This is a genomic window from Arthrobacter glacialis (assembly GCF_002909445.1).
GTDB lineage: Bacteria > Actinomycetota > Actinomycetes > Actinomycetales > Micrococcaceae > Specibacter > Specibacter glacialis.
Genome location: NZ_PPXC01000011.1, coordinates 70,340 through 86,914 on the forward strand (window position 1 = coordinate 70,340; position 16,575 = coordinate 86,914).

General features: G+C 60.6%; 18 protein-coding genes. 15 read left to right on the plus strand and 3 right to left on the minus strand.

Annotation, left to right across the window (positions count from 1 at the left end; all coding sequences use genetic code 11):
- Nucleotides 1-6: 6 nt before the first annotated feature.
- A complete protein-coding gene (locus CVS27_RS14130; protein ID WP_306418500.1) occupies nucleotides 7-594 on the minus strand; it encodes a class I SAM-dependent methyltransferase in 588 nt (195 codons plus the stop codon).
- Between the two features lie 209 nt (nucleotides 595-803).
- Between CVS27_RS14130 and hflX the strand changes: the two genes are divergently transcribed.
- Together hflX and CVS27_RS14140 are read left to right on the plus strand one after the other, a co-directional pair.
- The gene (hflX, locus tag CVS27_RS14135) at nucleotides 804-2,465 is read left to right on the plus strand and encodes a GTPase HflX (RefSeq protein ID WP_103466406.1); all 1,662 of its coding nucleotides are present in this window, start codon (nucleotides 804-806) and stop codon (nucleotides 2,463-2,465) included.
- On the plus strand, nucleotides 2,458-4,485 hold the full coding sequence (locus CVS27_RS14140; RefSeq protein WP_103466408.1) for an ATP-dependent DNA helicase: 2,028 nt from the start codon (nucleotides 2,458-2,460) through the stop codon (nucleotides 4,483-4,485). Before hflX ends, CVS27_RS14140 begins: the two co-directional genes overlap by 8 nt.
- Before the next feature lie 255 nt (nucleotides 4,486-4,740).
- Here the strand turns inward: CVS27_RS14140 and lexA are convergent, their stop codons facing one another.
- Entirely contained in the window at nucleotides 4,741-5,484 is a 744-nt protein-coding gene (gene lexA / locus CVS27_RS14145; RefSeq protein WP_103466410.1) for a transcriptional repressor LexA, read from the minus strand.
- A 275-nt stretch (nucleotides 5,485-5,759) separates the two neighbouring features.
- Here lexA and CVS27_RS14150 point away from each other — a divergent pair, with 275 nt between their 5' ends.
- The 8 genes from CVS27_RS14150 to CVS27_RS14180 all read left to right on the plus strand — a co-directional run bounded on the left by CVS27_RS14150 (nucleotide 5,760) and on the right by CVS27_RS14180 (nucleotide 12,247).
- Nucleotides 5,760-6,203: a LysM peptidoglycan-binding domain-containing protein gene (locus CVS27_RS14150; RefSeq protein ID WP_243399880.1), complete on the plus strand. Its 444-nt coding sequence runs from the start codon at nucleotides 5,760-5,762 to the stop codon at nucleotides 6,201-6,203.
- Nucleotides 6,204-6,313: 110 nt separating this feature from the next.
- The gene (locus tag CVS27_RS14155; protein ID WP_103466412.1) at nucleotides 6,314-7,411 is read left to right on the plus strand and encodes a histidinol-phosphate transaminase; all 1,098 of its coding nucleotides are present in this window, start codon (nucleotides 6,314-6,316) and stop codon (nucleotides 7,409-7,411) included.
- Between the two features lie 178 nt (nucleotides 7,412-7,589).
- Nucleotides 7,590-8,216 (plus strand): imidazoleglycerol-phosphate dehydratase HisB, encoded by a 627-nt coding sequence (gene hisB / locus CVS27_RS14160; RefSeq protein ID WP_103466414.1) that lies wholly within the window; start codon nucleotides 7,590-7,592, stop codon nucleotides 8,214-8,216.
- Entirely contained in the window at nucleotides 8,213-8,893 is a 681-nt protein-coding gene (gene hisH / locus CVS27_RS14165; RefSeq protein ID WP_243400195.1) for an imidazole glycerol phosphate synthase subunit HisH, read from the plus strand. Before hisB ends, hisH begins: the two co-directional genes overlap by 4 nt.
- Nucleotides 8,893-9,042, plus strand: a complete 150-nt coding sequence (locus tag CVS27_RS20825; RefSeq protein ID WP_165788152.1) for a CG2302 family histidine operon protein — start codon at nucleotides 8,893-8,895, stop codon at nucleotides 9,040-9,042. Before hisH ends, CVS27_RS20825 begins: the two co-directional genes overlap by 1 nt.
- Nucleotides 9,043-9,113: 71 nt before the next feature.
- Nucleotides 9,114-9,848: a bifunctional 1-(5-phosphoribosyl)-5-((5-phosphoribosylamino)methylideneamino)imidazole-4-carboxamide isomerase/phosphoribosylanthranilate isomerase PriA gene (priA, locus tag CVS27_RS14170; RefSeq protein WP_103466418.1), complete on the plus strand. Its 735-nt coding sequence runs from the start codon at nucleotides 9,114-9,116 to the stop codon at nucleotides 9,846-9,848.
- Between the two features lie 3 nt (nucleotides 9,849-9,851).
- Nucleotides 9,852-10,742, plus strand: coding sequence for an SseB family protein (locus CVS27_RS14175; RefSeq protein WP_103466420.1), 891 nt, complete (start codon nucleotides 9,852-9,854; stop codon nucleotides 10,740-10,742).
- A gap of 32 nt (nucleotides 10,743-10,774) precedes the next feature.
- Entirely contained in the window at nucleotides 10,775-12,247 is a 1,473-nt protein-coding gene (locus CVS27_RS14180; protein WP_306418501.1) for an MFS transporter, read from the plus strand.
- Between the two features lie 98 nt (nucleotides 12,248-12,345).
- On the opposite strand, the gene CVS27_RS14185 is transcribed toward CVS27_RS14180, so the two are convergent.
- Complete coding sequence (locus tag CVS27_RS14185; protein WP_103466424.1) at nucleotides 12,346-12,753, minus strand: DUF1844 domain-containing protein; 408 nt, start codon at nucleotides 12,751-12,753, stop codon at nucleotides 12,346-12,348.
- 283 nt (nucleotides 12,754-13,036) lie between these two features.
- On the opposite strand from CVS27_RS14185, the gene infC reads away from it, so the two are divergent.
- The 5 genes from infC to CVS27_RS20830 all read left to right on the plus strand — a co-directional run bounded on the left by infC (nucleotide 13,037) and on the right by CVS27_RS20830 (nucleotide 16,493).
- Nucleotides 13,037-14,188 carry a translation initiation factor IF-3 gene (infC, locus tag CVS27_RS14190; protein WP_103466426.1) on the plus strand — a complete coding sequence of 384 codons (1,152 nt, stop codon included), beginning with the start codon at nucleotides 13,037-13,039 and terminating at the stop codon, nucleotides 14,186-14,188.
- A gap of 103 nt (nucleotides 14,189-14,291) precedes the next feature.
- Nucleotides 14,292-14,486 (plus strand): 50S ribosomal protein L35, encoded by a 195-nt coding sequence (gene rpmI, locus CVS27_RS14195; protein ID WP_103466427.1) that lies wholly within the window; start codon nucleotides 14,292-14,294, stop codon nucleotides 14,484-14,486.
- A gap of 107 nt (nucleotides 14,487-14,593) precedes the next feature.
- Nucleotides 14,594-14,977, plus strand: coding sequence for a 50S ribosomal protein L20 (rplT, locus tag CVS27_RS14200; protein WP_103466429.1), 384 nt, complete (start codon nucleotides 14,594-14,596; stop codon nucleotides 14,975-14,977).
- A 68-nt stretch (nucleotides 14,978-15,045) separates the two neighbouring features.
- Entirely contained in the window at nucleotides 15,046-15,957 is a 912-nt protein-coding gene (locus CVS27_RS14205; RefSeq protein ID WP_103466430.1) for a TrmH family RNA methyltransferase, read from the plus strand.
- Between the two features lie 359 nt (nucleotides 15,958-16,316).
- The gene (locus CVS27_RS20830) at nucleotides 16,317-16,493 is read left to right on the plus strand and encodes a hypothetical protein (RefSeq protein ID WP_165788151.1); all 177 of its coding nucleotides are present in this window, start codon (nucleotides 16,317-16,319) and stop codon (nucleotides 16,491-16,493) included.
- Nucleotides 16,494-16,575: the final 82 nt, after the last annotated feature.

A 16,575-nucleotide genomic window follows, 5' to 3' on the forward strand; every position in this document is an offset into this window, starting at 1 on the left:
TTGGAACTACGGATTGGTGCGGGTAACCCGCAGAATTCTGAACGCCTTGTTGGTCGAGTCACGGGCCACGGTGAATCCGGCGTCGGGGAACTGTTCGGTGAGCTCGGTGGTCAGCCAACGCTGCAAGGAGTCCGAACCCAAGTTCTTTTGAACCACCAAGTAGGCGATGCCATTGTGTGCCAAGCGGGGAAGCCACATCAGCAGAATGGAATGGAGCTCCGACTTGCCCACGCGGATGGGCGGGTTGGACCAGATGGTGTTGAAGCGCACATCCGGATCAACGGCCTCCGGGGTGGAGGCGTGGACGTTGCCCAGGTCAAGAGACTTGGCGTTGTCATTGGTCAGCTCGATGGAGCGCTCATTGACGTCAACGGCGTAGATGGTTGCTTCGGGGGAGTGCAGTGCAAGGCTCAAGGCGATGGGGCCCCAGCCGCAGCCAATGTCCAGCAAGTTCCCTTCCGTGGCGGGCGGCGGCGCCTCGGAGAGCAAAATGGTGGTGCCCTTGTCCACTCCGTCCGGGCTGAAAATTCCCCCGGCTGTTTGTAGTTGACGTTTTTCGCCGGCCAACACCACGCTGAGGGGTCGCCGCTTCATCGGAGTTGACGGTTGTGAACTGAAATAGTGCTCTGCACCCTGAGTACCCATAGTCATGCAAGATTAGTGCGAATTCGCGAGATTGTGAATCTAGGCGCGCCTAAGCGCCGTCGGGAGCGGGAAGCGGCTTATCCACAAGCTCTGGGCTGAAAAGGTGTGAGTGTGGGCGGCCGCGACTAAGATTGAAGATAAGCGTCTATGAGGAGAATATGTCCAACGCATCTGCACACACTGGTTCCGACGATCACAAGCTGCCCGACGGCGGCAAGAACGGGACGCCTTCGCAAGAGTCCGGCCAGGGCGGCACGGATCTATCCGTTGCCGAAATTGAAGCCGTAATTGACCGGATCTTGGCGAAGGACGCGGCAACAAGCCGTGCTGTGCGTGCCGACAGCGACCTGGACGCACAGGATCCCCACGGCGGCACTCCGGCCACCCGCCCTTTGGGAGGGCAGGCCCAGGCGGTGTCCACCTTGGACTTCCAACACAGCAGCTTTGATGGTGCCCAGGAAGAGCTTGCCGAGCGTAACGCCCTGCGCCGCCGGTCCGGGCTGTCCACGGAACTTGAAGACGTCACAGAGGTGGAATACCGCCAGCTGCGATTGGAGCGGGTTGTCTTGGCCGGCCTGTGGTCCCAGGGCACCATGGCCGACGCCGAGAATTCCTTGCGCGAGCTGGCGGCACTGGCCGAAACAGCCGGCTCCGAGGTTTTGGATGGCATGGTGCAGCGACGTGCCAAGCCGGACCCGGCCACCTATCTTGGTACAGGCAAGGCCCAGGAGCTCAAGGAAATTGTCCAAGCCACAGGCGCGGACACGGTGATCATTGACGGGGATCTGGCCCCGTCCCAGCGGCGCACCCTGGAAGAAGTTGTCAAGGTCAAGGTCATTGACAGGACGGCGTTGATCCTGGACATCTTCGCCCAGCACGCCAAATCCCGTGAAGGCCGCGCCCAGGTGGAGCTGGCCCAAATGGAATACCTGCTGCCGCGCCTGCGCGGCTGGGGCGAATCCATGTCCCGCCAGGCTGGTGGGCGGGTGGGTGCCGCCGGTGGCGGTATTGGTTCCCGTGGCCCGGGTGAAACCAAGATGGAGCTCGACAGGCGCAAAATCCGCACCAAGATGGCCAAGCTGCGCCGCGAGATTGCCGCGATGAAGCCGGCTCGCGACACCAAACGCGCCAACCGCAAGCGCAACAATGTGCCCTCCGTGGCCATTGCCGGCTACACCAATGCCGGAAAGTCTTCCCTGCTGAACCGTCTCACCGACGCTGGGGTGCTGGTGGAAAACGCCTTGTTCGCCACCTTGGACCCCACGGTGCGCAAGACCGAAACAGCCGATGGCCTGGGTTACACCCTGGTGGATACCGTGGGTTTTGTGCGGTCGCTGCCCACCCAATTGGTGGAGGCTTTCCGCTCCACCTTGGAAGAGGTGGCTGATGCGGATTTGATCTTGCACATTGTGGACGCCTCCCACCCCGATCCTGAGGGCCAGATTGCTGCCGTGCGGACAGTCTTCGCTGAAGTGGAAGCCCTGCAGATTCCTGAGCTGATCATCTTGAACAAGGTGGATATTGCTGACCCGTTTGTGGTGGAACGTCTGCGCCAGCACGAGGCCAACACTGTGGTGGTTTCCGCCCGAACCGGGCAAGGCATCGATGAGCTGCTCCAAGCCATCAGCGAAGCAATTCCACACCCCAGCGTCACCTTGACTCTGCTCATCCCGTACGACCGAGGCGATGTTTTGAACAAGCTGCACCGCTCCGACGCGGAAATCATCACGCTGGAGCATGGCGAGCACGGAACTGTGGCCCACGTCCGGGTCCGCGAAGATCTGGCAGCTGAGGTTGAACCGTTTGTCCAACATGGATGACACTGAATTCTCGCAACAAGCACTGGAACTTCTGGACCGGGCTGTTGAAGCCATGGGCGGCCAGCGCCGTGACGGCCAGCATGAGATGGTGCGCCGCGTGGTGGACGCCATTGAAAGTGGCGACCACCTGCTGGTGCAGGCAGGGACTGGCACCGGAAAGTCGCTGGCCTATCTGATCCCGCTGATTGTCAATGCCCTCACCAGTGACAAACCGGCAGTGGTGGCCACGGCCACCTTGGCGTTGCAGGCCCAGATCGTGGGCCGCGATGTGCCGCGCCTTTTGGCTGCCCTGGAACCTGTTTTGCCGCGCGCCATTGATGTTGCCCTGGTCAAGGGCCGCAGCAATTACGTGTGCAAGCAAAAACTAGGCGGCGGTTTCCCCTCCGAGGACACCGGCGAAGGGGCCTTGTTTACCCTGGGTGAAGATTCTTCCGTCACTCACCTGCCGGGCGCAACCACTGGCCCCACCTCCGCGCTGGGGCGTGAAGTGGTGCGTCTGCGTGAGTGGGCACAGGACACCGAGACGGGCGACAGGGACGAGCTGATCCCCGGAGTTACCGACAAGGCGTGGCGGCAGGTGTCGGTCACCTCCATGGAATGTCTGGGGGCGCAAAAGTGTCCACTGGCCACAGAATGCTTCTCGGAACTGGCTCGCGCCCGCGGCGCCGAGGCTGACATCGTGGTGACAAACCACGCCATGCTGGCCATCAGCGCGTTTGAAGGCATTGCTGTTCTGCCCGACTACGACGTGGTGGTGGTGGATGAGGCCCATGAATTGCAGGACCGGGTCACTGGTGCCGTCACCGGGCAGTTGTCGGTGCAAATGGTGCAGGCAGCTGCCTCCAGCACCCGCAAACACACGGCGGTTTCCGTTGACGCAATTCACGCCAGCGCTGCAGCGCTTGACCTGGCCTTCGCCGGCACGGCCGAGGGCCTGCTGCCCAATGGTCTGAATCAAACTCAAAGCCAAGCGATTGAACAAGTGCGCGACGCCGTTCGGGCGGCACTCTCAGATTCCAAGCCCGAGGGCAATGCAGCCGTGGACGGTGGCCGTTCCATTGCCCGGGCCCGGCTGAACCTGATCTTTGACCTGTGCGAGCGGATGCTGGTCGCCGCTGAGGCGCGTGAGGTGGTGTGGGCCTCGCGGCCAGGAAGTTTCACCCCCGGCAAGGGCTACCAGAAGGCGGACGACGGCGAGCCGGCAGTCATCAACATCGCACCGCTCAGTGTGGCCATGAAACTGCGAGAGGGCCTGTTTGCTGACCGTACTGTGGTGCTGACGTCGGCAACGCTGGCCATTGGGGAGTCCTTTCAGGCAACAGCTGGCGGGCTCGGCCTGTTGGGCCCCAACGCACCCGCCTGGACAGGGGCCGACGTCGGCTCTCCCTTTGACTACCCCAAGCAAGGCATGCTCTATGTGGCAGCGCACCTGCAAAAACCCGGTTTTGGTATGTCATCCGAACAGCTCGATGAACTTGCTGCGCTGATCACCGCCGCCGGTGGCGGAACGTTGGCGTTGTTCTCCTCAAGGCGAGCAGCCGAGGATGCTGCGGAGAAACTGCGCAAGAAGCTTTCCGTCAAGATTCTTTGCCAAGGTGATTCCTCCATGGCCGGGCTCATCAAGGAATTCGCCGATGAACCCGACACCTGCCTGTTTGGCACCATGTCGCTGTGGCAAGGTGTTGACGTTCAGGGTGCCTCCTGCCGGCTGGTTGTCATCGACAGGATTCCGTTCCCGCGACCCGATGACCCCCTGGTGACAGCAAGGGCACGGGCTGTGGCACAAAGCGGCGGCGACGGATTCATCGCCATCTCCGCCACTCACGCAGCCGTGCGCCTGGCACAGGGCGTGGGGCGCCTGATCCGCTCAAGTGCCGACAGGGGAGTGGTGGCTGTACTCGATTCACGCCTGGCCAACGCCAGCTACGGCGGGTTCCTGCGCGCGGCCCTTCCGCCATTCTGGGCCACCAAGGACCGCGCCGTGGCTCTTGCCGCACTGAAGCGGCTCTCCGGGAAATAACGCCAAGGCCCAGGAACGGGTACTTTCCGGCTACGGTCACGCGAAAGGCACAGGCCCGGTATTTTCCGGCTGCTTCCCGACACTTCGGCCGCGGGCTGGGGCCACAAGCGCGAGGGACCCGCTGCGAGCTTGCGAGCGGTGGGAGCGCTTGGGGACTTTGGTGTCTCCTTGACGCAGCCTACGAAAATACCGGCGCCTGGGCCTTTCGCTGGTGTTGCTGGTGCGTGCGATGCGTGCACGCGTTGTTGGGAGCCGTCAGAGGCTGCGCAGTACTGATACAACCTTGCCCATGATGGTCGCGTGGTCGCCCAAGATGGGTTCGTAGCGCGTGTTCTGGGGCAAAAGCCAGGTGTGGCCGTCACGCTGGCGGAAGGTCTTCACCGTGGCTTCGTCCTCCAACAGGGCAGCCACAATGTCGCCGTTGTTGGCGGTGGGCTGTTGACGCACCACCACCCAGTCCCCATCGCAGATTGCCGCGTCGATCATTGAATCGCCTTGCACCTTAAGCATGAACAATTCTCCGCTGCCCACAATCTGGCGTGGCAACGGCATGATGTCATCCACGGACTGGTCGGCCAGTATGGGGCCACCAGCTGCAATGCGTCCCACAAGAGGAACAAATGCGGTGTCCGAGGAACTGCTCAGCTCAGCGAAGTTGAGTCCATTGGAGCTGCGCAACTTCGACGGGGCGCTGACCCCCTCAATCTCCACCTCGCCGTCGTCCAGAACCAGCGGGATCAAAACTTCCATGGCTCGGGGACGTTTGGGGTCACGACGCAAGTAGCCATGGCGCTCAAGCTGGGTCAACTGGTGCGTGACGCTGGAAAGGCTGGCCAGCCCCACGGAGTCGCCGATTTCACGCATGGAGGGTGGGTAGCCCTTGTCAGCAATGGAGCGCTGGATGCACTCGAGAATCTTTTTCTGCCGAACAGTGAGCCCCTTCATGCCAGCGCGACTGGGCGCTTGGGGGATGCGGTGCGGAGGTTCTTGAAGCGCCATGGTTCCGGGTCCTTTCGTGGCTGCCCTGAACAATGTCAGTGCCTGCTGGTGGACTGCATCTAGCGGCCAATCCTTGTAAACCAAGTTTAAGCCACAACAGGGGCAATATCAAACATTTGTTCTATCAACCCTTGGCAAGTGTCGTCTATAGGTGCTAAAACTGTACTAGTAGCAAATTCGAACATACGTTCTATCGAAGATATGAAGCATTGAATTTTGATCCAGTTGGCAGGTGTGGCCAAGGATCCAGATCCACGGTGAAAGGACGAGAAGTCATGAATGCAATGGTTATCTCTGCAGGAACTCTCAGCAGTACACCCAAGGCCTTGTTTGGCGGCGGCAATGTCAGTCCCCGGCACCATCAGGCGCAGCGGCAGGCCGCGCCTGCCAAGCTGACGTTGACGCGTCGAGGCCGGCTGGTGCTCCTTGGTGTCCCGGCCTTGGTGGCATCATCGATCCTGGTGTTCGTCGCCTTGGCGATTGTTTTCAGTACGTTGGCAAGCCCCGCCCATGCGGGCGTGGAACACCTGGCCGTCGACATGGACAGCTACGCCCATTCAGTGACAGTTCTCCAGGGCGACAGTCTGTGGAGCATCGCTGGCACCACCAATCCGAATCGTGACGTTCGTGAAGTGGTTCGGGAAATTGTTGCCCTGAATGAGTTGGGTACAGGTGTGCTTCAGGCAGGCCAGCGACTGTTCGTTCCCATCCCGAAGTAGAACACCTCCGGCTAGCAATCCTGCCAAGCTGGCTCCTGGAGCTCGGGCTGAAGTGTCCGCATGCTGTCACCGTTTCGGGATTTGGCATCCTTGTCAATTAAGCTGGAGCCATGGATCAGTTTGAACGTTTAGGTCAATTGCCACTCCGCGACGATCTGCGTGGACTGCATCCCTACGGCGCCCCGCAACTTGACGTTCCCATACTGTTGAACGTGAATGAAAATACCTTTGGCGTCCCGGCGGATGCCAAGGAAGCCATTCTGGCAGCCGTGGCGGCGGAACTTGAAGGCCTCAACAGGTACCCGGACAGGGAATTCACCACCCTTCGCCAGGAATTGGCGGCGTATTTGGGCCACGGCCTCAACGAAGACAACCTATGGGCCGCAAACGGTTCCAATGAAGTCCTGCAGCAAATCCTTCAGGCCTTTGGCGGTCCGGGACGCACTGCCATGGGATTCCCGCCCACATACTCCATGTACCCCCTGCTGGCCAGTGGCACAGGTACCGGCTATATCGCCGGATTGCGCGATCAGGACTACAGCTTGTCCGCGGCATCGGCGGCGGAACAGGTGAGTGCGGCCGCCCCGAACATCGTTTTCCTCTGTTCGCCGAACAACCCCACAGGAACGGCCCTCGGCCTTGAGGTGGTGGAGGCTGTTTATGAGGCAGGAGAAGCGTCACGGTGCATTGTCATTGTTGATGAAGCGTATGCAGAATTTGCCCACACAGGAACGCCCAGTGCCCTGAGCCTGCTTGAGGGCCGACCGCGCCTGGTGGTTTCACGGACCATGAGCAAGGCGTTTGCTTTGGCCGGCGCCCGCCTTGGCTATCTAGCGGCGGCGCCGGAAGTCGCTGACGCTCTCCGTTTGGTTCGGTTGCCCTATCACTTGTCGGCCATCACCCAGGCGACTGCCGTCGCGGCCCTGCGTACCTCAACATCCCTGTTGGCCAATGTGGAGGCTATTAAAGTCCAACGGGACAGGATAGTGACGGAACTGACAAATCTTGGCCTGACGCCGGCACCCTCGGATTCAAACTTTGTCTTCTTCGGCGGACTGGAAAATCCCCATGCAGTGTGGGAAGCCTTGTTGGCTGAGGGAGTGTTGATTCGCGACGTCGGAATTCCCGGGCACCTGCGCGTGACTGCCGGCACCGAAGCTGAAACAACGGCATTCCTCAGCGGCTTGCGCGCTATCCTGGCCAGCTAGTCACGCGTGAGGACAACGCTGCCAAACCGGGCACCGGAGGATTGGCAGCGGACTGTTTTGGGCATAATCAGGCCTTCTCTCCTAAACTGGTGACATACAGTGAAAAGTTCGCGAGCCTAGCCCTGCCCTGCGCCTGCAGGGGCAAGAAGGCGCGGACAAAAACCAAAGGACTTGTGCAATGACTGAGAACAGCCCGCAGCCCGGCCAGGGACGCACAGCCCGTTTGGAGCGAGTAACCAGCGAGTCCAGCGTGCTGGTGGAAATCAACCTAGACGGTACCGGTGTTTCCACGATTGACACCTCAGTCCCGTTCTATGACCACATGCTGACGGCACTGTCCAAGCACTCGCTGATCGACATGAACATCAAGGCCACCGGTGACACGCACATTGACGCCCACCACACCGTGGAAGATGTGGCCATTTCCTTTGGTGAAGTTCTCAAGGAGGCCCTGGGAAACAAGGCGGGCATCCGCCGATTCGGCGAAGCCACCGTCCCGCTTGACGAGGCGTTGGCCAACGCAGTTGTCGATGTTTCCGGCCGCCCGTACCTGGTGCATGGCGGCGAGCCCGCAGGCCAGGAGTACCACTTGATCGGCGGTCACTTCACAGGTTCCCTGACCCGCCACGTCTTTGAAGCCATCACCTTGCACGCGCAAATCTGCCTGCACATGACTGTCATTGCCGGCCGCGATCCGCATCACATTGTTGAGGCACAGTTCAAGGCATTCGCCCGCGCCCTGCGTTCAGCCATTGAATCAGATCCCCGCGTCACAGGAATTCCATCCACGAAGGGCCTTTTGTGAGCTCCCAAGCCACCCCGTCAACAGCAGAAAACCAGCCCACAGTCACGGTCCTGGACTATGGTTCAGGCAATGTGCGCTCCGCCGTGCGGGCCCTTGAACGCGCCGGTGCCACGGTGAAACTCAGCGCCAAGCCCGAGGACGTGTTGACTGCCGATGGCCTGGTGGTTCCAGGCGTGGGTGCCTTTGGGTCTGTCATGAGCGAGCTCAAAAGCGTTGATGCGCTGCGAATGATCGGGCGCCGTGTGGCCGGAGGCCGTGCAGTGCTGGGCATTTGTGTGGGCATGCAGGTCCTTTTTGACGCAGGATTCGAACACGGTGTCCATGAAGAAGGCATGGGGGAGTGGCCCGGAACGGTTGAGCTCCTGCCAGCTCCTGTTGTCCCGCACATGGGCTGGAACACGGTTCAGGCAGCCGAAGGTTCCATGTTGTTTGAAGGTGTTGAAGACGAGCGCTTTTACTTTGTGCACTCCTACGGCGTGCAGAAATGGGACTTTGAGGTTCTCCAGCCCAAGATGCGCCCGCCCATGGTCACCTGGTCCGAGCACGGTGCGCCCTTCATTGCGGCCATTGAAAACGGCCCGCTGTGCGCAACCCAATTCCACCCGGAGAAGTCCGGCGATGCGGGTGCACGCCTGTTGCGCAATTGGGTCCTGTCACTAAACAAGGCGGCAAAATAATGTGGTCCTTGCTTTTGATGGGCCTGGCGGGGTTGCTCATTGGCGGCGCCTACACGTTTTACCAGCAGAAAACCGCTCGATGGATACCCATCAGTTTTGCCGTGTTGGCTGTCATGTCGCTGGTGGCCGCCTACATGTTCACTCAGTGAGTTCCGGCGTCTAGCCCGGCGCGCACACGCTCCACTCCACATTCGCAAGTACTAGTCACGTTGAGGACCCCATGACCACCCCCATTTTGGAATTGCTGCCCGCTGTCGACATTGTAGACGGACAGGCAGTTCGCCTGGTTCAGGGCGAGGCTGGCTCTGAAACCGGCTACGGTTCGCCTCTTGAGGCGGCCCTCAACTGGCAGAACGACGGCGCCGAGTGGGTTCATCTGGTGGACCTGGACGCAGCCTTTGGCCGCGGCTCCAACGTGCACTTGCTGCGCGAAATGGTGGCAGCCCTGGACATCAAGGTTGAGCTTTCCGGCGGACTCCGTGACGACGCCTCCTTGGAAGCTGCCTTGGAACTGGGTGTGGGCCGGGTGAACCTCGGCACGGCAGCACTGGAAAACCCCGAATGGACCGCCAGGGTCATCGAAAAGTTTGGTGACAAGATCGCCGTGGGCCTGGATGTCCGCGGCACCACCTTGGCAGGCCGCGGCTGGACCAAGGAAGGTGGCGACATCTGGGAAGTATTGGCCCGTTTGGAAGACGCCGGCTGTGCCCGGTACGTTGTCACGGACGTCACCAAGGACGGCACCCTGCGCGGCCCCAACGTTGAACTGCTGCGGGAAATGTGCACCCGCACCTCCAAGCCAGTGGTGGCCTCAGGAGGCATTTCCAGCCTTGAAGACCTGCGCGTCCTGCGCGAACTGGTGGGCGAAGGTGTTGAAGGTGCCATCATCGGCAAGGCTCTCTACTCCGGCCAGTTCACCTTGCCGCAGGCCCTAGACGTTGCAGGCCGCCGCTAATTCATGACTGAGATGCCCAAGAAACAGCTGCCTGGCCATATTGCCCAAGCCTTGGCCGGTGCCGGCGGATCCACGGATTCGGCCGGGCAGCCGTGGGCGGGGCGGGACCTGCCTGCGCAGGAAAAATACCATAATTTTGACACCGACGACGGCGCCATGGACGCTGGTTTCGCCGCCGCCATGGAAGCGCTGGCCGACGGTGAGGGCACCGAGGCGCACGTCATTGCCGCCTTGGCGCAGGCCCGTGTCTTCATCCCTATTGTTGCCCAGCTCGCTGAGCAAACTGTGGGGGAGAACGGCCTGGTGTCCGACAAAGAATCGGACATGGCCCTGGTGACCCTGCAAGGACCCGATGGCCGAGTGGTGTTGCCGGCGTTTACGCATGCCGAAGCTCTGACAAAATGGCACCCCGACGCTCGTCCCGTGGCTGTGTATGCAGCCCGCGCAGCGTTGTCAGCTGTGGCTGAGGAAGCACAGTTGATGGTGCTGGACCCCGGCTCGCCACGACCCTTTGTGATCCGCCGCCCGGCCATGTGGGCGCTTGCCCAGCAGCAAACATGGCTGCCCAGTTACGCTGACGCTGCAGTGCAAAACGTCTTGGCGCAATCTGTGTCGGCTCTTGGTAACAGTGCTGTGCTGGACATTTCCGCCAGCGTTGGCCAGGGCATAGAATCCCAGTGGGGCAATAAATCCACATCCCACGGCCAGTTGGTCAAGGGCGGTGGAACCGGCCCGGAACTGTGTGTCACCATCACGCTGCTGCCCGGGCTTGATCAGCATGCGGTGAACAGTCTGTTGGCCCAATTGCAGGAGTATTGGGCTGCCAACGAGTACTTTGCCCACGCCGTTGATTCGATCCAAGTTCGTTTGCGCCACCCACACCCACGTACCTAAACCCTCCCAAGGCACCTTTACGCGCTCTTGTGATGGATCACAAGAGAGAAGTCACTACAGTGAATTTTGCCGCCTACCGCGAAGTCCTCGCGGTTGGATCCGTGCGCCGGCTGCTGATTATCGCCATGTTTGCGCGAATTCCCCACGCGGCGGCCGGTGTCCTGCTGACACTGCACGTGGTGCAATCCATGGAGCTCAGCTATGCCGCTGCAGGCTCCGTTGCCGCCGCCATCACCATAGGAATGGCCATCGGGGCGCCGTGGCGTGGCCGATTAGTGGATATTTATGGGCTGCGGCGAGCCCTGATTCCCTCTGTAGTGGCCGAGGCGGTCGTCTGGGGCACGGCGCCTTTCCTCAATTTTCAGCTGCTCGTGGTCGCGGCATTCATCGGCGGGCTCTTCGCTGTCCCCATTTTCTCGGTGGTCCGCCAGGCCCTGAGCGTCATGGTTCCCACCGAGCAGCGCCGCACTGCGTACGCACTTGATTCCATGGGCGGGGAAATTACCTTCATGATCGGTCCCGCGGCCGGCGTCATGTTAGCCACCAACAACACGGTGGTGGGTTTGATTATCATCGGCGTCAGTGCCTCCCTTGCGGGCATCTTCCTCATGTGGTTCAACCCGCCAACCCGGACGGGCCAAAAGGGCTCCTATGTGGCCGTCGACCGCGGCGGTGCCGAGCCGTTCGATGCTGTGGAAGATGCCAAAGCCCCCAATCTTTCCGGCAAGAACTTTGTTCTGCGCTTCTGGGGCACGTCCCGGCACAACCTTCGCTGGGTCAACATCGCCGTACTTGCCATTCTGGGCACCTCTCTGGGTGCCGGACTGGTCCTGTCAGGGGTGAACGTGGGCATGGTTGCGCTGATGGAACACAACAACAGCACCAGCGATCTTGGCATAGTGTTCTTGTTCTGGTGCGGCGCCTCGATTCTGGGCGGCATCGTCTACGGTGCCCTCAAGAAATCCGTCAACCCCTTGTGGCTGCTCATGGCCATGGCGGTGCTTGTCATCCCCATGGGTTTCGCCACCAACGCATGGACATTGGGCCTGCTGTCCATCCTGCCAGGCTTGTTGTGCGCTCCGGTGCTGACCTCCAGCGCCGAGCATATTGCGGATCTAGTGACGGAGAAACGGCGCGGCGAGGCCATGGGCATGTACGGCTCCTCAATGACCATTGGCAGCGCCATGGGTTCCCCGTTTGCCGGCGCCATGATCGATGACATTGGCCCCTGGGCAGGTTTTGCGATAGTGGGTTTGATTTGTGCTGTTCTGGCCGTACTTGGCTTGATCGCCATGTCCATCTATCGCCGTCGAAGTGCATGCAGGGTGCGGCCGGTGACCGACGAACCACGTGTTGTCATGGGTGTTGAGCCAAGCCTGGAGAAGGGGGCCCCGGATGGATTAGCTACCGGCCGTCCTGGTAAGGCGACGGACGTTGATGGCACACGCGGCCCCAGCAGCCGGGACGACTCCGAGGAACTGCTGGGTGAACCAGACCCCGTCTAGCGCTGAGCGCCCCATTAACGTCGAGCGGGCAGTAGTTGTTGATGGTTTAGAAAAACATCAACAACTACTGCCCGTTCGATGTGTAGAAGGCGTGGGGACTAGTTAACCGCTCCGGTGTACTTTTCGCCCGGACCCTTGCCCGGGGCGTCCTGAATGGTGGAGGCCTCACGGAACGCGAGTTGCAGTGAACGCAGGCCGTCACGCAACGGTCCGGCGTGCTGGCTGCCAATCTCCGGTGCGGCTGCCGTGACAAAACCGGCCAGCGCAGTGATCAGCTTGCGGGCTTCGTCCAGATCCTTGAGTTCTTCGGCGTCAGGTCCTGCTGCCAAGCCGCACTTAACTGCTGCTGCGCTCATGAGGTGAACGGCCGCCGTCGTAATGACTTCGATGGCCGGAACTTCGGCGATGTCACGCACCGCGGAGGCAGTCTGTACGTCGTTGAGACCCTCTTCCGGGGCGGGCTGAAAAGTGTTGCGGGTGTCCGAATTATTATCTGAGCTACTCATACTGCTAAGCTTGTCATAGACCGACTCGATGCTGTTATTTCTTCTTGTCCAAACGACGCAAGTCACAGGCCAAAAAGAAGCAGTTGCTTCGAGTTTGCAAGTGGAGTCCTCTCCCACCTTTCGACCCAATTTTGGCGTTGTCTGGTTCAGGTCGGTGCTTCGCCCCTGGGGTGAAGTGAGGCAAACCCCTTTATTGTTGGGTTGCCGCACCGATTATTCGAGGCCTCCATTGCATCAGCAAATTGGGGGCCTTCTCCGTTGCTGATGGTACTCACCTTTTCTTATGCAACAGGAGCTACACATTAGCGAGCCACGCATCAATGATCGAATCCGCGTCCCAGAGGTGCGGTTGGTAGGGCCAGCAGGCGAACAGGTTGGGGTCGTCCGCATTGAGGATGCCCTTCGTCTTGCCGCTGAGTCAGACTTGGATCTGGTTGAGGTAGCGCCGACGGCTAAGCCGCCGGTGTGCAAACTGATGGACTTCGGTAAGTACAAGTACGAGGCCGCCGTCAAGGCCCGTGAAGCACGGAAGAACCAGACGAACACTGTTCTGAAGGAAATCCGCTTCCGCCTCAAGATCGACACCCATGACTACGAGACAAAGCGCGGACATGCGCTGAAGTTCCTCGGTGCCGGTGACAAGGTCAAGGCCATGATCCAGTTCCGTGGACGTGAGCAGCAGCGCCCCGAAATGGGCATCCGCTTGCTCCAGAAGTTCGCCGCAGATGTTGCCGAGGTCGGCATCATCGAGTCGAGCCCGCGCATTGACGGCCGCAACATGGTCATGGTCATTGGTCCGTTGAAGAACAAGGCTGAAGCGAAGGCTGAAGCCCGACGCAACCAGCAGCGTGCCGACGCCAAGGCTCACAACGAGGCAGTGGCCAACGGCACAGCCCGTGTTGATGTAGACCGCGACAACAAGGCACCCATGACTCAGTCCCTGGCTGATCTGCTGCCCGAGGGCCTCCGCTTGAACGAAGAGGTTCCCGCCGCCGAAGCAGTTCAGGCACCTGTTGCCGAAGCCGCTGACGCTGTTGTCGAGACCGCAGCCGTTGTTGAAGCACCGGCCGCAGTGGTGGCCCCCGCAGCAAGTGCGCCTGTAGCTGTGTCAGCTCCCGCCGTCGCACCTGTTGCAAAGGCTCCGGCCAAGTCTGCAGCTCCGAAGGCGGCCGCCGCTAAGGCTCCTGTTGCCAAGGCGCCCGCTGCAAAGGTTGCTGCCAAGGCTCCTGCAGCCAAGCCGGCCGTCGCCCCCAAGCCTGTTGCTGCGCCGAAGCCGGTAGTTGCAAGGCCGATTCCGATGCCCAAGCCCATGGCTAAGCCGGTTATCGCCAAGCCTGCAGCCAAGCCTGCCGCGAAGACAGCAACAAAAACGGCCGCAAAGCCCGCCTCTGCAAAGAGCGAGCCTGCAGCCGAAACCCCCAGCTCAGCTGAATAAGGTTCCTCCTTTTCAGCGGTGAATACACCCACACAGTGACCCAACCAGTCGCTGCAAGAGAACCACAGGCAGCGCCGGTGGATACGTAAGGAGACAGGTCCTCATGCCTAAAATGAAGACACACAGTGGTGCAAAGAAGCGATTCAAGCTCACCGGTTCCGGTAAGCTCGTTCGCCAGCAGGCTAACCGCCGCCACTACTTGGAGCACAAGCCTTCCAGCTTGAAGCGTCGCCTGAAGGGTGACCTCCTGGTCGCCAAGGCTGATGTCCGCAACATCAAGAAGATGCTCGGCATCTAATTTCGCAAGTCAATCGGTGCGATTCCCAGTTCCGGGACTAACACCATTCATCAAAGCCTTCCCTGGCATGATTGGCTTGGGATCTTTAAACTTGAAGGAGTACGCACGTGGCACGTGTGAAGAGGGCTGTAAACGCCCACAAAAAGCGTCGGGTTATTCTTGAGCGCGCAAAGGGTTACCGCGGACAGCGTTCACGCTTGTACCGTAAGGCCAAAGAGCAGCTGCTGCACTCGTTTGTGTACAGCTACGGTGACCGCCGCAAGCGTAAGGGTGACTTCCGTCGCCTGTGGATCCAGCGTATCAACGCTGCGTCACGCGCCAACGGCCTGACCTACAACCGTTTGATCCAGGGCCTGAAGGCTGCTGCGATTGAAGTTGACCGTCGTATGCTGGCAGACCTGGCCGTCAACGACGCCGCTGCTTTCGCTGCACTGGTGAACATCGCCAAGGCTGCACTGCCTGCAGATACTTCTGCACCGGTAGCCAAGTAATTCCAGTTTTGCCTCAAGGCACTTTTTGAGTTCCTTGTTCCTGCTCAGTGACTGATAAAGTCCTAAGCATGATTGAATCCGGGCGCCCACCAGTAGAAGCAATGACCAATCCTCGAGCAGATCGGGTGCGGGACGTTGCCAAGCTGGTTGGGCGCTCGGGTCGTTTAAAGCGCCGCCAGTTCCTGGCCGAGGGTCCGCAGAGCGTCCGCGAGGCTTTGAAGGCACACAGTGAATGCCTGGCAGCCGGCGGAAGCCCCGTGGTTGAGGCCCTCTACGCCACGGTTGAATGCCTGAAGCGTTACCCGGAACTCCTTGAGGCGGCTTCCACGCCGGGAACCCGTTTGCAGGTTCGAATTGCCAGCGAAATGGTGCTCTCCGCCATGACAGACACCGTGACCCCGCAGGGCGTTGTGGCTGTTTGCAACTTTGTTGACGTCCCGCTGGACGCAGTGCTGGCGTCCAAGCCGAAGTTGATAGCCATGCTGTGCCAGGTCCGCGACCCGGGCAATGCCGGCACCGTGCTGCGCGCAGCAGACGCCGCCGGCGCCGACGCGGTCATCTTCTCGCACTCAAGTGTTGATATCTACAATCCCAAGGCTGTGCGGGCCACAGCTGGTTCGCTGTTCCACCTTCCCGTGGTGCTGGGTGCCGATGTGGCTGAGGTGGTGGCTGCTGCCAAGGCTGCGGGCGTTGGTGTGCTGGCTGCCGATGGTTACGGCCACCTGAACCTTGACCTGTTGCAGGATGAAAGTGCTGCCCGCGCCTTCGACCAACAAATTCCCGACTCCAGCTACGCCCTAGAGGATCCCACCCTGTGGCTCTTTGGTAATGAAGCCCAGGGCTTGGCAGGGGAGGAGAAAGCACTGGCTGACCACAGAGTGGCTGTGCCCGTGTATGGCGAGGCTGAGTCCTTGAATCTGGGCACGGCGGCAACCGTCTGCTTGTACGCCAGCGCCCGAGCCCAGCGCCGCGCGGGCTAACAGTCGGCGTGGCCCACGTCCGTTGGGGACCGGCGTTCGCCACCTCCAGGTGATGATGGCGGCGGTTGGGCTGGCGTGCAGCGGGCACACTCTGGGCTTTCCCGTAGTGGGCAAGGTGCCCGTGGAGGCTTAAGTTGCAGGCCTGCACGGAGGTGAGGGGAACCCACTGTCTCGCACTAACGTGGTACGAGGGCAATCGCCGCTGCATTAGTGGCCAATTTGTCCATTGCTGGCATGAGGTTCATTGCCCATGGCCGGGAACGCTTCGTCGCCGCCCTTATCGTCGCCATTGCCTTGGCGAGCCGCTCGAAGTATGCGGCCATCGTTCTGGCGTCAGCAAGACCATCCACCTTGAGACCATGCACGTCGGCTCTGAAGAACTGCTTGGCGCGGCGAAAATTGCTGTGGACGCCTCGGAGAACGTGGCTGGAATTGCTATGGCCATTGACGACGCCGAGAAGCGCGTGCGTGCCGCCGTCCCGATTGCGAAGGTCATCTACTTGGAGCCGACATCCACTCCTGCGCTCCCGCGGTGAAGCCCCAAGGTTCTTAAACAACTGGCCCGCAGAAAACGCCGAAAATTCAGCTTTTCAAGCTCATTTTCGGCGTTTTCTGCGG

What these genes read in the sequence shown, in the direction of transcription:
- CVS27_RS14130 (WP_306418500.1), bottom strand. Translation starts at nt 594, where the DNA reads ATGAAGCGGCGACCCCTCAGCGTGGTGTTGGCCGGCGAAAAACGTCAA.
- hflX (WP_103466406.1), top strand. Translation starts at nt 804, where the DNA reads ATGTCCAACGCATCTGCACACACTGGTTCCGACGATCACAAGCTGCCC.
- CVS27_RS14140 (WP_103466408.1), top strand. Translation starts at nt 2,458, where the DNA reads ATGGATGACACTGAATTCTCGCAACAAGCACTGGAACTTCTGGACCGG.
- lexA (WP_103466410.1), bottom strand. Translation starts at nt 5,484, where the DNA reads ATGGCGCTTCAAGAACCTCCGCACCGCATCCCCCAAGCGCCCAGTCGC.
- CVS27_RS14150 (WP_243399880.1), top strand. Translation starts at nt 5,760, where the DNA reads ATGAATGCAATGGTTATCTCTGCAGGAACTCTCAGCAGTACACCCAAG.
- CVS27_RS14155 (WP_103466412.1), top strand. Translation starts at nt 6,314, where the DNA reads ATGGATCAGTTTGAACGTTTAGGTCAATTGCCACTCCGCGACGATCTG.
- hisB (WP_103466414.1), top strand. Translation starts at nt 7,590, where the DNA reads ATGACTGAGAACAGCCCGCAGCCCGGCCAGGGACGCACAGCCCGTTTG.
- CVS27_RS20825 (WP_165788152.1), top strand. Translation starts at nt 8,893, where the DNA reads ATGTGGTCCTTGCTTTTGATGGGCCTGGCGGGGTTGCTCATTGGCGGC.
- priA (WP_103466418.1), top strand. Translation starts at nt 9,114, where the DNA reads ATGACCACCCCCATTTTGGAATTGCTGCCCGCTGTCGACATTGTAGAC.
- CVS27_RS14175 (WP_103466420.1), top strand. Translation starts at nt 9,852, where the DNA reads ATGACTGAGATGCCCAAGAAACAGCTGCCTGGCCATATTGCCCAAGCC.
- CVS27_RS14180 (WP_306418501.1), top strand. Translation starts at nt 10,775, where the DNA reads ATGGATCACAAGAGAGAAGTCACTACAGTGAATTTTGCCGCCTACCGC.
- CVS27_RS14185 (WP_103466424.1), bottom strand. Translation starts at nt 12,753, where the DNA reads ATGAGTAGCTCAGATAATAATTCGGACACCCGCAACACTTTTCAGCCC.
- infC (WP_103466426.1), top strand. Translation starts at nt 13,037, where the DNA reads ATGCAACAGGAGCTACACATTAGCGAGCCACGCATCAATGATCGAATC.
- rpmI (WP_103466427.1), top strand. Translation starts at nt 14,292, where the DNA reads ATGCCTAAAATGAAGACACACAGTGGTGCAAAGAAGCGATTCAAGCTC.
- CVS27_RS14205 (WP_103466430.1), top strand. Translation starts at nt 15,046, where the DNA reads ATGATTGAATCCGGGCGCCCACCAGTAGAAGCAATGACCAATCCTCGA.
- CVS27_RS20830 (WP_165788151.1), top strand. Translation starts at nt 16,317, where the DNA reads ATGCACGTCGGCTCTGAAGAACTGCTTGGCGCGGCGAAAATTGCTGTG.